This window comes from Burkholderia sp. WP42, from assembly GCF_000745665.1.
GTDB lineage: Bacteria > Pseudomonadota > Gammaproteobacteria > Burkholderiales > Burkholderiaceae > Burkholderia > Burkholderia vietnamiensis.
Map to the genome: position 1 here is coordinate 416,282 of NZ_KN050723.1, position 12,015 is coordinate 428,296.

Annotated in this window: 11 protein-coding genes; 6 read left to right on the forward strand and 5 right to left on the reverse strand. The window is 65.4% G+C overall.

The window, feature by feature from the left end; genetic code table 11:
• Window positions 1-3 precede the first annotated feature (3 nt).
• The 5 genes from acnA to EX20_RS24425 form a co-directional block, all read right to left on the reverse strand.
• On the reverse strand, window positions 4-2,721 hold the full coding sequence (acnA, locus tag EX20_RS24405) for an aconitate hydratase AcnA (RefSeq protein ID WP_011881710.1): 2,718 nt from the start codon (window positions 2,719-2,721) through the stop codon (window positions 4-6).
• Window positions 2,722-2,773: 52 nt separating this feature from the next.
• Complete coding sequence (locus EX20_RS24410) at window positions 2,774-4,225, reverse strand: bifunctional 2-methylcitrate dehydratase/aconitate hydratase (protein WP_034195011.1); 1,452 nt, start codon at window positions 4,223-4,225, stop codon at window positions 2,774-2,776.
• A 17-nt stretch (window positions 4,226-4,242) separates the two neighbouring features.
• Window positions 4,243-4,752 (reverse strand): hypothetical protein, encoded by a 510-nt coding sequence (locus tag EX20_RS24415; protein ID WP_011881712.1) that lies wholly within the window; start codon window positions 4,750-4,752, stop codon window positions 4,243-4,245.
• Between the two features lie 230 nt (window positions 4,753-4,982).
• Window positions 4,983-5,987 carry an HpcH/HpaI aldolase/citrate lyase family protein gene (locus EX20_RS24420; RefSeq protein WP_034195012.1) on the reverse strand — a complete coding sequence of 335 codons (1,005 nt, stop codon included), beginning with the start codon at window positions 5,985-5,987 and terminating at the stop codon, window positions 4,983-4,985.
• Window positions 5,988-6,170: 183 nt separating this feature from the next.
• On the reverse strand, window positions 6,171-7,157 hold the full coding sequence (locus EX20_RS24425; RefSeq protein WP_011881714.1) for a malate dehydrogenase: 987 nt from the start codon (window positions 7,155-7,157) through the stop codon (window positions 6,171-6,173).
• Window positions 7,158-7,455: 298 nt separating this feature from the next.
• Between EX20_RS24425 and EX20_RS24430 the strand changes: the two genes are divergently transcribed.
• From EX20_RS24430 to EX20_RS24455, 6 genes are all read left to right on the forward strand, one after another.
• Window positions 7,456-8,268: a GntR family transcriptional regulator gene (locus tag EX20_RS24430; protein WP_193043975.1), complete on the forward strand. Its 813-nt coding sequence runs from the start codon at window positions 7,456-7,458 to the stop codon at window positions 8,266-8,268.
• A 170-nt stretch (window positions 8,269-8,438) separates the two neighbouring features.
• Complete coding sequence (sdhC, locus tag EX20_RS24435) at window positions 8,439-8,855, forward strand: succinate dehydrogenase, cytochrome b556 subunit (protein WP_011881716.1); 417 nt, start codon at window positions 8,439-8,441, stop codon at window positions 8,853-8,855.
• 4 nt (window positions 8,856-8,859) lie between these two features.
• Window positions 8,860-9,228: a succinate dehydrogenase, hydrophobic membrane anchor protein gene (gene sdhD / locus EX20_RS24440; RefSeq protein ID WP_006399546.1), complete on the forward strand. Its 369-nt coding sequence runs from the start codon at window positions 8,860-8,862 to the stop codon at window positions 9,226-9,228.
• A gap of 3 nt (window positions 9,229-9,231) precedes the next feature.
• Window positions 9,232-11,007 (forward strand): succinate dehydrogenase flavoprotein subunit, encoded by a 1,776-nt coding sequence (gene sdhA, locus EX20_RS24445; RefSeq protein WP_011881717.1) that lies wholly within the window; start codon window positions 9,232-9,234, stop codon window positions 11,005-11,007.
• Window positions 11,008-11,028: 21 nt separating this feature from the next.
• Window positions 11,029-11,730, forward strand: a complete 702-nt coding sequence (locus EX20_RS24450; RefSeq protein WP_011881718.1) for a succinate dehydrogenase iron-sulfur subunit — start codon at window positions 11,029-11,031, stop codon at window positions 11,728-11,730.
• Window positions 11,731-11,737: 7 nt separating this feature from the next.
• Window positions 11,738-12,010: an FAD assembly factor SdhE gene (locus tag EX20_RS24455; protein ID WP_011881719.1), complete on the forward strand. Its 273-nt coding sequence runs from the start codon at window positions 11,738-11,740 to the stop codon at window positions 12,008-12,010.
• Window positions 12,011-12,015: the final 5 nt, after the last annotated feature.

Genomic DNA, 12,015 nt, shown 5'->3' on the forward strand with positions numbered 1-12,015 from the left:
CGCTTACGCTGCGAGCAGCGAGCGCAGCACGAACGGCAGGATCCCGCCGTGCTTGTAGTAGTCGACTTCGATCGGCGTATCGATGCGCAGCAGCACCGGCACGCGGGTCGTTTCGCCGTTCTTGCGGTGGATCACCAGCGTGACGTCCTGCTGCGGCTTGAAGTCGTCGCCGAGGCCTTCGATGTCGTAGGTCTCTTCGCCGGTGATGCCGAGCGACTGCACGCTGTCCGCGCCCTTGAACTGCAGCGGCAGCACGCCCATGCCGACCAGGTTCGAGCGGTGGATGCGCTCGAAGCTGCGGGCGATCACGGCCTTCACGCCGAGCAGCTGGGTGCCCTTCGCGGCCCAGTCGCGCGACGAGCCCGTGCCGTACTCTTCGCCCGCGAACACGACGGTCGGCGTGCCGGCGCCGACGTACTTCATCGCGGCGTCGTAGATCGACAGCTGTTCGCCGCTCGGCTGGTGGATCGTCAGACCGCCTTCGACGCGCGTGCCGTCGGCCTTCGCCGGGATCATCAGGTTCTTGATGCGGACGTTCGCGAACGTGCCGCGCATCATCACGTCATGGTTGCCGCGGCGCGAGCCGTAGCTGTTGAAGTCGGCCTTCTGCACGCCGTTCTCCTTCAGCCACTTGCCTGCCGGCGAGTCTTCCTTGATCGAGCCTGCCGGGCTGATGTGGTCGGTCGTCACCGAATCGCCGAAGATGCCCAGTGCGCGCGCGCCCTGGACGGTCGGGATCGACGCGGCCGGCTCCATCGAGAAGTCGTGGCCGAAGAACGGCGGCTCGGCGATGTAGGTCGACTTCGGCCAGTCGTAGACCTGGCCCGTTTCGCCCTCGATCTTGCTCCACAGGTCGCCCTTCTTCGTGAGCTTCGAGTAGTTGTCCTCGAACTTCTTCGGGTCCAGCGCGAACTTGAGCAGCGCGTGGATTTCGTCGCTGGTCGGCCAGATGTCGCCGAGGTAGATGTCGTAGCCGTCCTTGCCCTTGCCGACCGGCTCCGTCATCAGGTCGCGCGTGATGTTGCCGGCGATCGCGTAGGCGACGACGAGCGGCGGCGACGCGAGGAAGTTCGCGCGGATGTTCGGGTGGATGCGCGCCTCGAAGTTACGGTTGCCCGACAGCACGGCCGCCGCGACGATGTCGTTCTTCGTGATCGCTTCGTTCAGCTCCGGCGTCAGGTCGCCCGCGTTGCCGATGCAGGTCGTGCAGCCGTACGCGGCGACTTCGAAGCCGAGCTTCGCGAGGTACGGCAGCAGGCCCGTCTTCGTCAGGTATTCGGTGACGATGCGCGATCCCGGCGCGAGCGACGTCTTGATGTGCGGCGCGACCGTCAGGCCGGCTTCCACGGCCTTCTTCGCGAGCAGGCCGGCGGCCAGCAGCACGCTCGGGTTCGACGTGTTCGTGCACGACGTGATCGCGGCGATCAGCACGTCGCCGTTCTTCACGTCGACGCCGTTGCTCGTCGTGTACTGCGCGTTCAGGTCCTCGGCCTTCTTCGCGAAGCCGTTTTCGGCGACCGGCTTCGAGAACAGCTCGGTGAACGTCGACTTCACGTTGCCGATTTCGATGCGGTCCTGCGGGCGCTTCGGGCCGGCCAGCGACGGCGCGACCGTCGCGAGGTCGAGCGTGACCGTCTTCGTGTAGTCGATGTCGCCTGCCTTCGGGATGCCGAACAGCTTCTGCGCCTTGAAGTAGTTCTCGAACGCGGCGATTTCGGCCTTCGTGCGGCCCGTGCCTTCGAAGTACTCGATCGTCTTTTCGTCGACCGGGAAGAAGCCCATCGTCGCGCCGTATTCCGGCGCCATGTTGCCGATCGTCGCGCGGTCCGGCAACGACAGCGACTTCGTGCCTTCGCCGAAGAACTCGACGAACTTGCCGACGACCTTCTCCTTGCGCAGCATTTCGGTGATCGTCAGCACCAGGTCGGTGGCCGTCACGCCTTCGCGCAGCTTGCCCTTCAGCTCGACGCCGACGACGTCCGGCGTCAGGAAGTACACCGGCTGGCCGAGCATGCCGGCTTCCGCTTCGATGCCGCCCACGCCCCAGCCGACCACGCCGATGCCGTTGATCATCGTCGTGTGGCTGTCGGTGCCGACGAGGGTGTCCGGGTAGTACACGGTGTCGCCGCCGTCGGCCTTCTTGTGCACGCCGCGCGCGAGGTATTCCAGGTTCACCTGGTGGACGATGCCGACGCCCGGCGGCACGACCTTGAACGTGTCGAACGCCTGCATGCCCCACTTCATGAACTGGTAGCGCTCGTTGTTGCGCTGGAATTCCAGCTTCATGTTCAGGTCGAGCGCGTCCTTCTGACGGAAGTAGTCGATCTGCACCGAGTGGTCGACGACGAGATCGACCGGCACCAGCGGCTCGATCTTCTTCGGATCCTTGCCCGAACGCTGCGCGACACCGCGCATGGCCGCGATGTCGGCGAGCAGCGGCACGCCGGTGAAGTCCTGCAGCACGACGCGCGACACCACGAACGGAATCTCGTCGACCCGCTTCGCGGTCGGCTGCCAGTTCGCGAGCTGCTCGATGTGTTCTTCGGTGATCTTCTTGCCGTCGTAGTTGCGCAGCACGGACTCGAGCACGATGCGGATCGACACCGGCAGGCGTTCGATCTTCGTCTTCAGTTCCTTGCCGAGCTGCGGCAGCGAGTAGAACTTGCCTTTGCCGGAACCGCTGTCGAATTCCTTGAGGGTCTTGTGGAGATTGTGGGCCATGGTGATTTTCCTGGGTTTAAGGCTAGGAAACAAAGAGTCCTGTATCTGACGGCTAGATCATATACAGATCGACGTACTCATTGACCGGCATCGCATCGAGCTTTGCCTGGTCCAGCGACACGTCGAGAATCGCTTGTTGCTGCTTTGCCGGGAAACGGCGGGCAAGGTTGGTCCGGAATTTCTCGATCAGCCGCGGGATGCCGTCGGCACGGCGTCGCTGATGGCCGATCGGATATTCGACCGTCACCTCGGCAAGCGTCGACCCGTCCGCGAATTCGATCGTCAGCGCGTTCGCGATCGAGCGCTTGGCCGGGTCGTGGTAGTCCTTCGTGAACTGCAGATCCTCGACGCACACGGTCTTCGCGCGCAGCGCGTCGATGCGCGGATCGGCGGCGGTCGCGTCTTCGTAGTCGGCCGCGCTCAGCCGGCCGAACAGCAGCGGCACGGCCACCATGTACTGGATGCAGTGGTCGCGGTCGGCCGGATTGGCGAGGGGCCCCTGCTTGTCGATGATGCGGATCGCGGCCGCGTGCGTGCGGATCGTGATGCGGCTGATCTCGTCGGTCGTGCGGCCGGCCGCGGCGAGCCGCGCGTGCAGCTGCAGCGCGGCCTCGACGGCCGTCTGCGCATGGAATTCGGCGGGGAACGCGATCTTGAACAGCACGTTCTCCATCACGTAGGTGCCGTACGGGCGCTGGAAGCGGAACGGCTGCCCGCGGAACAGCACGTCGTAGAAGCCCCAGGTCTTCGCGGTCAGCGCGGACGGGTAGCCCATCTCGCCGGTCTTCGCGATCAGCGCGAGGCGCACCGCGCGCGACGTCGCGTCGCCGGCCGCCCACGACTTGCGCGAGCCGGTGTTCGGCGCATGGCGGTAGGTGCGCAACGCGTGGCCGTCGACGAACGCGTTCGACACCGCATTGAGCAGCTCGTCGCGCGTGAGCCCGAGCAGGCGGCCGACCACGGCGGTCGATGCGACCTTGACCAGCAGCACGTGGTCGAGCCCGACGGCGTTGAAGGAATTCTCGAGTGCGAGGCAGCCCTGGATCTCGTGGGCCTGAATCATCGCGACGAGCACGTCGCGCATCGCGAGCGGCTTCCTGCCGGCCGCGACGGCCGTGCGGGACAGCCAGTCGGCCGTCGCCAGGATCCCGCCGAGGTTGTCGGACGGATGACCCCATTCGGCGGCGAGCCAGGTGTCGTTGAAGTCCAGCCAGCGGATCATCGCGCCGATGTCGAACGCGGCCTGTACGGGATCGAGCTGGAAGGACGTGCCGGGCACCTTCGCGCCGTTCGGCACGATCGTGCCCGGCACGACGGGGCCGAGCAGCTTGGTGCAGGCAGGGTAGGAGAGCGCCTCGAGTCCGCATCCGAGCGTGTCGATCAGGCAATGACGCGCCGTCTCCAGCGCGAGCGCGCTGTCGATGCCGGTGTCGAGCACGTAGTCGACGATGTCGACGAGTACCGAATCCGGCGCAGGGCGGACGTTGGAGACCGGGGCGGACATCGAGGGCCTGGGCGCGCTTAGTTCGTCGCCGGCTTCAGCTCGTTGGACTGCGTCGGTGCGGCGCCGCCTTGCGCCATTTCCGGCGTCACGCATTCGTCGGCGAGACGCTCGCCGCCGTTCGCGTCGCTGAACAGCATCGCCTTGGTCGGGATCACGACCAGCTTGAAGCCGGCGGCCGGATCGTAGAACGTGTCGGCGCCGGTCGTCGTGGCCTGACGCGGCAGCTTGTAGTTCTTCTTCGCCCAGTGGACCGTGACCAGCTGGTCGCGCTTCATGTCGCCGGCGAGGTCGAACGACAGGCCGTCCTTGCACGCCCACTTCACTGCGCCGTCCGGTACCGGATCGACCTTCGCCGCGGCACGCGCGAGGGACTTCTTGCTGCGCGGAATCAGGCGCTTGGCCGGTGCCGGGCGCTTGGCCGTCTTCTTCGCAGTCGTGGCCGTACCCTGGGCGAACGCGCTCGGCGCCGACACCAGCAGCGTGGCGGACAACGCGCCGATGGCGGTAGCGATCAGGAGTTTCTTCATGGAGTCAGAACCTTTCGATTATCAGTTGACAAGGGCCGGCTGCTGACGCCGCCGGCCGGTTTGAAACTGCACGCGCCCCCGGAAGCGCGCAGCGGCCGCTATTTTGACCTATTTGGCTGCGCATATTTCAGGTTTTCGGGCTCGGTTACGTTTTTTGTCGTTTCGCAAACCTGTGTCGCGTTCGCGCGCCGGAGATTCGATGAAATCCGCATGTCGGCGGCTCGGCCGGCTTAACCGGCGCCTGCGCCGGCCGGCCCGAACAGCGGCGCGGCTTCACGCGGCACGGCCTGGCCGGTCGCCTTCGCGCGGCGCAGCACCGACCAGTAATAGCGGTAGCTCGCGCGGTCGTGCAGCGTGTCGCCGTGGCGCGTCGGGCCCCAGTCGGCGGCCTGCGCGGCCAGCAGGATCTCGGCGGCCAGCGCGACCTCGTCGGTGCGCGGCGCGAATGCGTCGACGATCGGACGGATCTGCGCCGGATGGATGCTCCACATCCGCGTGAAGGCGAATTCGTCGCGCGCGCGGCGCGCATCGCCGGCCACGACGCTCATGTCGCGCACGTCGGTCGTGACGTTGTGCGACGGCGTCTTGCCGTGCGCGTGGCAGGCCGCGGCGATCTCCAGCTTCGCGCGGCGCACGAGCGGGTGATCGAACTGGCCCGGCGAGCGCATCGCCGCATCGGGAATCGCGCCGTGATGGGCGGATACGAAATCCATCAGCCCGAAGCTCAGCGTGCCGACCAGCGGCAGCGCGGCGAGCGTCGCGGCCTGCGCGAGCGCGCCGTGCGTCTCGACCAGCACGTCGACCGGAATCGGCTGCGCGAGCCCGAGCTCGCGGCGCGTGCCTTCGATGAACGCGATCATCTCGGCCGCATCGGCGGCGCCGGCGACCTTCGGCAGCGTGACGTAGGCGGGCGCGCGCGCGGCGCGCAGCACGATGCGCACGTCGTCGCGCCAGTGCGGATGGGAAAAGTCGTGAATGCGGACGCCGACGCGTCCGAAGCGGTTCTCGGCGCTGCCGAGGAATTCGGCGACGAGCTGTGCGTGGGCGGCTTCCTGGCCGACGGCCGCGCCGTCCTCGCAGTCGAGCGTGATGTCGAACACCGGGCCGAGTTCGGCCTGGAGCGCGAGCGATTTGCGCATCAGCTTCTCGCTGCCCGCGTAGTGATCGCAGCAGGGCAGGATCGCGGGCGGCGACGCCCCGTCGTACAGCACTTGTGCAGGAGTGAGCGCGGACATCTCTTCTACGCCAGGGAAGCGGATCATCGGGGAGAAATCGGATCCGGCCACGTTCTGGGCCGGCACGCGCTGCGCGCCGGCGGCAAAACGTGCCCGGATCGGATCGGGCGGCGCGGCTGGCTGCGCGCCGGCCGCCCGTGCCGTGGCCGGGCCGCCCGCGGGCGGCCCGGCCACGCAGCCTGCTTAGTTCTTCAGCAGGTGTGCGACGCCGTCGCGCTCTTCGAGCAGCTCGGCGAGCGTGCCGTCCATCTTCTCGCGCGAGAACGCATCGATCTCGAGGCCTTCGACGCGCTTGTATTCGCCGTTTTCGCAGGTGACCGGCACGCCGTAGATGATGTCTTCGGGGATGCCGTACGAGCCGTCCGACGGGATGCCCATCGTGACCCACTTGCCGTTCGTGCCGAGCACCCAGTCACGCACGTGGTCGATCGCCGCATTGGCTGCCGACGCTGCCGACGACAGGCCGCGCGCTTCGATGATCGCCGCGCCGCGCTTGCCGACGGTCGGGATGAACGTTTCGCGGTTCCACACGTCGTCGTTGACGAGCTTCAGCATCGACTCGCCTTCGGCGGTCGCGAAGCGGAAGTCGGGGTACATCGTCGGCGAGTGGTTGCCCCACACGGCGAGCTTCTCGATCGATGCGACCGGCTTGCCCGTCTTCGCTGCGAGTTGCGACAGCGCGCGGTTGTGATCGAGGCGCAGCATGGCCGTGAAGTTCTTCTTCGGCAGATCCGGCGCCGACTTCATCGCGATGTAGGCGTTCGTGTTGGCCGGGTTGCCGACCACCAGCACCTTGACGTCGCGGCTCGCGACTTCGTTCAGCGCGGCGCCCTGGACCGTGAAGATCTCGGCGTTGGCCGACAGCAGGTCCTTGCGCTCCATGCCCTTCGAGCGCGGACGTGCGCCGACGAGCAGTGCGACGTCTGCATCCTTGAATGCAACCTTCGGATCGTCGGTGATCACGACGCCCGCGAGCAGCGGGAACGCGCAATCTTCGAGTTCCATCACGACGCCTTTGACGGCGGCTTGGGCTTGCGGGAGGTCGAGCAGTTGCAGGATGACCGGCTGGTCCTTGCCGAGCAGGTCGCCGTTCGCGATGCGGAACAGCAGGGAGTAAGCGATTTGACCTGCGGCGCCGGTGACGGCAACGCGCTTTGCGGGCTTAGCCATTGAAAATCTCCAGGACGGGATGAAGCGATGGACGCTAGGCAAAACGCCATTCTATGCGCGTTACGCGTAGCGTTGCAGTGAAGCAGGGCGGAGGACTCGCGAAAGGCAGACGCGGTGAACCTGGAGACGGCCGTGGCACGTAGCCGGGGACGCGTTTTGCACCCGCGAACCCTTGCTCGACCGGGAGTGTAGGAGCGGGCGTGGCCAAAGTCAAACGGTATCATATGTCTTATATAAGACAGATGTTTTGCTGAATTTGAGTGGACGGAAAAGCGCGGTTTGTGATGAAATGCGCGCCATGACATCGAACCAGGCGAACAACGCGAATCCGACCGGCGCAGGCAGCCCAGGGCAGCCGGGCGCGGGCGATTCCGTGCCGGCGCCTGCCGCGCCGTCGCCGACTTTCAGTCCGTTATACCAGCAGATCAAGTCGTTGATCACGCAGAGTCTGGAATCGGGCGAATGGAAGCCGGGCGAGATCATCCCGAGCGAGGTGGAGCTCGCGGCCCGTTACAAGGTCAGCCAGGGCACCGTGCGCAAGGCGATCGACGAACTGGCCGCCGAGAATCTCGTCGTCAGGCGGCAGGGCAAGGGTACGTTTGTTGCAACGCACAACGAAGACCGCGCGCAGTTCCGCTTTCTGAGGCTGCTCGCCGACGACGGCGCCGAGCATCCGCACGTGAGCCGCGTGCTCGAATGCCGGCGCTTGCGGGCGCCGGCCGAGATCGCGCGGCAGCTCGACCTGAAGCCGGCCGACCCGGTGGTGCAGGTGCGCCGGCTGCTGGCGTTCGAGGGCGACGCGACGGTGCTCGACGAGATCTGGCTGCCCGGCGCGATGTTCCGCGGGCTGTCGTTCGAGCGTTTGAGCGAATACAAGGGGCCGCTCTACGCGATGTTCGAGACGGAGTTCGGCACGCGCATGATTCGCGCGACGGAAAAGATCCGGGCGGTGGCGGCGGAGCCGGCGGTTGCCGACCTGCTGCGCGTGCCGGCGGGTTTTCCGTTGCTGTCGGTGGAGCGGGTGTCCTATACGTACGGCGATCGGCCGGTGGAAGTGCGGCGCGGCTGGTATGTCACAACCGGGTATTACTATCACAATGACTTGAGCTGACGACGTATCGGCCAAGCTGCGGGCGCGCGTTCTCCCCACGTTCGCGTAGCACGTATCGGGCCGCCTTTTGTTCGCGTTTGCGTAACGATCCAGAGCAGACTTTCGCTGCAGCGCGATATAAAAAGGCGCTAAAATCGCGGATTAGTGTGACAACATAGTAGGGGTCTAGCATGACTGACGCAGTAAGAAAGCCGAGGCCGGAATACCGGAACATCGGATTCGGCGACATCACGATGAAATATCGCATGCCTGCGGCAGCGATATTGTCGATTCTCCATCGAATCAGCGGCGCGCTGCTGTTCCTGTTCCTGCCGTTCCTGCTGTTCCTCTTCGATCAGAGCCTCACGTCGGAGCTCAGCTTCGAAGTCTTCAAGTCTTTCCTCTCCAACATCGTCGTCAAGCTGATCGTCCTCGCGTTGTCCTGGGCGTTCCTCCACCATTTCTGCGCCGGCATTCGCCACCTGTTGATGGACGTCAACCATGACGCCGTCTCGAAGGAAGGCGGCAAGCGTACGGCCGTGGTCGTGTTTGTCGTCTCGATCGCGCTGACGATCGCCATGGCACTCAAACTGTTCGGAGCATTCTAAGAAAATGGCAGCCAACAACCGAATCGGCTCGAAGCGCCTCGTCGTCGGCGCTCACTACGGCCTGCGCGACTGGCTCGCGCAGCGCGTCACCGCCACGATCATGGCGGTCTACACGGTCATTCTGCTCGTCCTGTTTTTCGGCGCGCATGACTTCTCGTACGAAGGCTGGGCATCGATCTTCTCCGCGCAATGGATGAAGCTCGCGACCTTCGTGACGCTGCTTTCCCTCTTCTACCACGCATGGGTCGGCGTGCGCGACATCTGGATGGACTACGTGAAGCCCGTCGGTGTGCGCCTGCTGCTGCAATCGCTGACCATCGTCTGGCTGCTCGCATGTGCGGGCTACGCCGCGCAGATTCTCTGGAGAGTGTAAAGAATGGCTGCAATCAAAACTTCCCTGCCGCGCCGCAAGTTCGACGTGGTGATCGTCGGCGCGGGCGGCTCGGGCTTGCGCGCAGCGCTGCAACTGTCGCGTGCGGGCCTGTCGGTCGGCGTGCTGTCGAAGGTGTTCCCGACCCGTTCGCACACGGTCGCGGCACAAGGCGGCATCGGCGCGTCGCTCGGCAACATGAGCGAAGACAACTGGCACTTCCATTTCTACGACACGATCAAGGGTTCCGACTGGCTCGGCGACCAGGACGCGATCGAGTTCATGTGCCGTGAAGCGCCGAACGTCGTGTACGAGCTCGAGCACTTCGGCATGCCGTTCGACCGCAACGCGGACGGCACGATCTACCAGCGCCCGTTCGGCGGCCACACCGCGAACTACGGCGAGAAGCCGGTGCAGCGCGCTTGCGCGGCCGCCGACCGTACCGGTCACGCGCTGCTGCACACGCTGTACCAGCAGAACGTCGAGGCGAAGACGCAGTTCTTCGTCGAATGGATGGCGCTCGACCTGATCCGCGACGCGGACGGCGACGTGCTCGGCGTGACGGCCCTCGAGATGGAGACGGGCGACGTCTACATCATGGAAGGCAAGACGACGCTGTTCGCGACGGGCGGCGCTGGCCGGATCTTCGCGGCATCGACGAACGCGTTCATCAACACGGGCGACGGGCTGGGCATGGCCGCTCGCTCGGGCATCGCGCTGCAGGACATGGAGTTCTGGCAGTTCCACCCGACCGGCGTGGCCGGCGCGGGCGTGCTGATCACGGAAGGCGTGCGCGGCGAGGGCGGCATTCTGCGCAACTCGAACGGCGAGCGCTTCATGGAGCGCTATGCGCCGACGCTGAAGGATCTGGCGCCGCGTGACTTCGTGTCGCGCTCGATGGACCAGGAAATCAAGGAAGGCCGCGGCGTCGGTCCGAACAAGGACCACGTGCTGCTGGATCTGTCGCACATCGGCGCGGAGACGATCATGAAGCGTCTGCCGTCGATCCGCGAGATCGCGCTGCGGTTCGCGAACGTCGACTGCATCAAGGAACCGATCCCGGTCGTGCCGACGATCCACTACCAGATGGGCGGCATTCCGACCAACATCCACGGTCAGGTCGTGGGCACGTCGCGCGATCACAAGGAGCCGGTCAACGGCTTCTACGCGGTCGGCGAATGCTCGTGCGTGTCGGTGCACGGCGCGAACCGCCTGGGCACGAACTCGCTGCTCGACCTAGTGGTGTTCGGCCGCGCGGCCGGCAACCACATCGTCCAGCACGTGAAGAACCAGCGCGACCACAAGCCGCTGCCGGCCGACGCGGGCGAATACTCGCTGGCACGCCTGGCGAAGCTCGAGAAGTCGACGTCGGGCGAATACACGCAGGACGTCGCGAACGACATCCGCTCGACGATGCAGAAGCATGCGGGCGTGTTCCGTACCTCGGCGCTGCTGAAGGAAGGCGTGGACCAGATGGCCGGCCTGAAGGAGCGGGTGGAAAACATCCACCTGAAGGACAAGTCGAAGGTGTTCAACACCGCGCGCATCGAAGCGCTCGAGCTGGAGAACCTGATCGAAGTGGCCCGTGCAACGATGGTGTCGGCCGAAGCGCGCAAGGAAAGCCGCGGCGCACACGCGCACAGCGACTACGAGCACCGCGACGACGACAACTGGCTGCGCCACACGCTGTGGTACAGCGAAGGCGATCGCCTCGACTACAAGCCGGTTCAAATGAAGCCGCTGACGGTCGACTCCGTGCCGCCGAAGCCGCGCACGTTCTAAGCCGAGTCAAAGGAATCCGAAATGGCAAAACGCATTTTTGAACTCTATCGCTACGATCCGGACAAGGACGCGGCGCCGCGCATGCAGACGTACGAGCTCGAGATCCAGCATGAGCGCATGCTGCTCGACGCGCTGGTGAAGCTGAAGGCCGTGGACGAGACGCTGTCGTTCCGCCGCTCGTGCCGCGAAGGCGTGTGCGGCTCGGACGCGATGAACATCAACGGCAAGAACGGTCTCGCGTGCCTGACGAACCTGAACGATCTGCCGCAGAAGATCGTGCTGCGTCCGCTGCCGGGGCTGCCGGTGGTGCGCGACCTGATCGTCGACATGACGCACTTCTTCAACCAGTATCACTCGATCAAGCCGTACCTGATCAACGACGCGCCGCCGCCGGAGAAGGAACGCCTGCAGTCGCCGGAAGAGCGCGACGAGCTCGACGGCGTGTACGAGTGCATTCTGTGTGCGAGCTGCTCGACGTCGTGCCCGAGCTTCTGGTGGAACCCGGACAAGTTCGTGGGCCCGGCGGGCCTGCTGCAGGCTTACCGGTTCATCGCCGACAGCCGCGACACCGCCACCGGCGAGCGTCTCGACAATCTGGAAGATCCGTACCGTCTGTTCCGTTGCCATACGATCATGAACTGCGTCGACGTGTGCCCGAAGGGCCTGAATCCGACGAAGGCGATCGGCAAGATCAAGGAACTGATGGTTCGCCGCGCGGTTTAAGGTTGAAATGAGCGACGACTCGCATCAATCCGACCCGCACCGTCGCGCGCGCCTGCGTTGGCGCGCGCGGCGGGGTCTGCTGGAGAACGACATTCTGTTCGAGCGTTTCTTCAGCAGACACGAGCATGACCTCACCGATGCAGACGTAGGCGCGTTGTCGCGCCTGCTCGATCTGAGCGACAACGACCTGATGGACTTGCTCCTCGCGCGCAAGGAACCAGAGGGCGACCTAGACAGCCCGGATGTTCACCGGCTGTTGGAGATGCTGCGCAACGTTTAAAGCGT

Bases quoted from the DNA above. Each gene is read 5' to 3' on its own strand.
- acnA (WP_011881710.1), bottom strand. From the start codon at position 2,721: ATGGCCCACAATCTCCACAAGACCCTCAAGGAATTCGACAGCGGTTCC.
- EX20_RS24410 (WP_034195011.1), bottom strand. From the start codon at position 4,225: ATGTCCGCCCCGGTCTCCAACGTCCGCCCTGCGCCGGATTCGGTACTC.
- EX20_RS24415 (WP_011881712.1), bottom strand. From the start codon at position 4,752: ATGAAGAAACTCCTGATCGCTACCGCCATCGGCGCGTTGTCCGCCACG.
- EX20_RS24420 (WP_034195012.1), bottom strand. From the start codon at position 5,987: ATGTCCGCGCTCACTCCTGCACAAGTGCTGTACGACGGGGCGTCGCCG.
- EX20_RS24425 (WP_011881714.1), bottom strand. From the start codon at position 7,157: ATGGCTAAGCCCGCAAAGCGCGTTGCCGTCACCGGCGCCGCAGGTCAA.
- EX20_RS24430 (WP_193043975.1), top strand. From the start codon at position 7,456: ATGACATCGAACCAGGCGAACAACGCGAATCCGACCGGCGCAGGCAGC.
- sdhC (WP_011881716.1), top strand. From the start codon at position 8,439: ATGACTGACGCAGTAAGAAAGCCGAGGCCGGAATACCGGAACATCGGA.
- sdhD (WP_006399546.1), top strand. From the start codon at position 8,860: ATGGCAGCCAACAACCGAATCGGCTCGAAGCGCCTCGTCGTCGGCGCT.
- sdhA (WP_011881717.1), top strand. From the start codon at position 9,232: ATGGCTGCAATCAAAACTTCCCTGCCGCGCCGCAAGTTCGACGTGGTG.
- EX20_RS24450 (WP_011881718.1), top strand. From the start codon at position 11,029: ATGGCAAAACGCATTTTTGAACTCTATCGCTACGATCCGGACAAGGAC.
- EX20_RS24455 (WP_011881719.1), top strand. From the start codon at position 11,738: ATGAGCGACGACTCGCATCAATCCGACCCGCACCGTCGCGCGCGCCTG.